Here is a 3,080-nt window from a genome sequence, read left to right as displayed (position 1 = left end):
TCCCGGACCCTTTTTTTACCTATTAGGCCCTGAGACGGGGGTGTTTGTTGTAGTCACAGTGACAGGCAAGGCAATATCTTCTTCTCCCAAATCTACACACCACATCCCTGATCGGACCCACAGTCTCCGGATTTTTCCCAAAAAGCTCAATCTGTCCACTCAAAAAACTGCGCGGATCGCTCCCGTTCGGGGATTGGGAACAAATCCCCCGCACAGCAGGCACGGCACATTCTCCGGAGGTCACCGGAACGAGTTCATGAAATTGCTGGGGTGAGCGTCTAACCGGGTGGCGGGACGGGTGGCTCTGGCGTGAACGTGGCCTCATAGAGCATGTCCACCACAGCCTTTGCGGCATCGGCCCATGGCCCCGTGCCCATGAACATTCGGCACCATCGGCCACGATCCTGGAGCCGCTCCAGATAATATACGGCAGCTTCCGGAAAGGTTCTGGGGTCCGGCAGGAACCGGTCCTGAATATCGCGCACCAGCGCCTTTGCGGCTTCCTGCAGGGAGAGATGATGCTTGCGGGCATACGCCATGACCTTGTTGGTGATGGCACGCGAGACCCGCCGCCCAAGTCGGTCACCGGGATCGAATCCAAAGGCGTTGTTTACCGCCTCGCGGATAGCTTCCATCACGACGCGCTGGTCAGGTGACAGTTCGGCTATCGCTTGCATGACGGACACTTCTTTGGTCGCCTTTTTAGCCATGGCGCTACCCAAATCGGTCACGTACTCGATGTCGGGCAACATGTGATCATGGCCTACTGGCGCCACGGGGAAGTCTCCCATGAACAAGTAGAGTTCCACTGCGTTCTCGACGGTCCGGCGCACGCCACGCCACCTGCCGATCCCCTGGGCGATCTGGGCATTGACCGAATCCAGCACAAAGGCGCGGGCTTCGGTCACGGTAGGGAGCGGGAAGTTGGTGGTGATGCTGGTTTCTCCTCCATTGGTCAGGATGACTTGGCCGCGGGTCACGGAGCCGTCCCATTCCGGCCAAGCGATGCCGTATCGAGCCATGATGACCCGATGAATAGCGTACCGAATCTGGTATTCCTCTATGGGATCATAGGGGACCCCCCAGCAAAATCCCGCCTTGGCATCCTTCCAGCGGTTGTGGCCTCTATCATCCTTGCCCCAGTGGCCTAGCATCCAGGCATCGTCCACCGTGATATCGCACTGGGTGCGGGCTCTTGCCGGATCGTCTGGCATGCCCAGTGTTCTGAGCAGGTTTTGCCAGTCTTTACTACCAGGCTGGCGGTTCTTTTTTTCCAGTGCCGTCAGCGCCTTCTGGATGGCTGTATCCGGATCCGGCTGGTCGCGCAGAAAGATCGCCGTCATCAGATCATGGATGTCTTTGTGGACCAGGCCTGCCGTCTCCCCATGCCCTCCGGTGGTAATCATCCGTTTCCATGCAACCATGAATTTCCGGACTTCGCTGGGGAGAGCGTGCCCCTTCAGTGCCGCTTTACCATGCTGTTGTCCATCTATGACCTGAATCACCCGGAGATGGGGTTGGTGGACCGGTATGGTATAGACGGCGCTGTCGTCCCTGTGGCTGATGATCGCTTTTTGGGTCAGCCCCATGGATGCATCCAGATTTTGACCTCCCTGGTTCATGAAGTTCTTCCAGAGACCGCCCTCCTTACCGATGACCAGATTACCGTTATGTATCCAGACCATGCGGTCCTTCAGCCCCTCGACCAGGGCGGCCATCCATTGTTTTGGGATAATCGGCACCTCTTTTCCGTTATTCAGGACCGGGCGTTCGGCCAGCGTTGAACCATCCATCAATGTCAGGTCCTTGGGAAGCTTGCGGTAGGCATCCACAATGTCACGCCAGGCGCCGGACATCCGTATCGGTATCGGAGTGCGCGATTTTTCTGGATCCCGCCATTTGCTGTACTCTGTGTTTAGTGCCGTCAGCGCATCACGGAAGACTGCATATGCTTCCAGATTCTTCTGCAGTTTTTCTTCTGTGAATTCTTTTCCCAGCGCGCCCTTGACGCGGCTCCTTATCCAGGTGGGTTTACTCAGCCAGTGGATCAGGGTGCTGATATTGTCGTCCACATTTTTATGGTTGAGCATCAGCGATGTCGCGGCGGGGGTTCCTTCATCCACAGCAACCCGGCGCTCGACACTCTCGCCATTCTCCCATTCCCCGGTTTCCACATCCCTGGCGGCTTCTGGCGTCCAGGAAAGCAGGCTGCTGTCACTGGCCGCTGCGGCGTGGGGAGCGATGAGAATCTCTGCGCGGTTATCCAGGCGAAGCCCCTGCAGGTAGGCACAGTTTTCGGCGTGTTCACAGTCGCCCGGGATGCTGTCATTCAGGTCGGCCATTTTGCAGGCCTGCGCGTAGGGGCCGCGGTTGGCATCCTGCAGCAACATAACCTTGGGATAGCGCGCACAGGTGTCCGGGCCGCGGGGAACATGCAAGCGGACCGTGCGGTCGCAATCCTTTGGCATCATCTCGGTGATCTTGGTGTAAGCCTCACTGGCCAGGTCCACGGTAGGTGTTACCAGCAGTTCCGGAAAATCGTTGACAAGCATCTGGGATAACACAGCGTGGGTCTTGCCCTGACCGGGCTGGGAGACAATGCCAGCGACATGCAGGTGCGTGGCTTTCTCCAAGGATTCATCCAGAACTAGGCTGGCGTCCCCCAGGCTGCTGAACCAGTGATCGCGGTCAGTTCGTGTCTGCCCGGTGGGTTGTGCGGTCTGCAGGAAGCGTTGGACCGCCTGATGAATCGGTTTCTGGTCGGGCGCCGTGCCCTGTGCCGGTCTTTCTGGTTTGTAGATCGTAAGGGTGGTCGCGGTCAGGTGCTGTTTTAGACCTTCGACGCCCTGGCTGCAGAGTATGTCCCAGGCCTGGGCGCGGTGCGTGATGGCCTGGACCGGACCTGCCGACACATTGGGCAGCACGGTATCCACCGTAGCGCGCTGCATTATGCCATACCAGCCTGCCGCTTGAGCAAAGCCCTTGATGGTTTCCACTTCGGATTCGGTGAGGCCAATAGTCACCATCCGGTTCTTTCCGGCATGGGTCCAGTCGTGGATCAGCCATTGGGGAATGCTGGG

The 3,080-nt window shown here is 58.2% G+C and carries 1 protein-coding gene; it reads right to left on the bottom strand.

What is annotated here, in order from left to right:
• Positions 1-278 precede the first annotated feature (278 nt).
• On the bottom strand, positions 279-3,080 hold a 2,802-nt coding region (locus tag Q0C48_RS08170; RefSeq protein WP_291523273.1), incomplete at its 5' end, for a hypothetical protein.

The organism is Acidithiobacillus sp., from assembly GCF_023255755.1.
In the GTDB taxonomy this organism is placed as follows: Bacteria; Pseudomonadota; Gammaproteobacteria; order Acidithiobacillales; family Acidithiobacillaceae; genus Acidithiobacillus.
The sequence above is the reverse complement of the archived record's forward strand: the minus strand, read 5'-3'. Positions and strand labels throughout refer to the sequence as shown.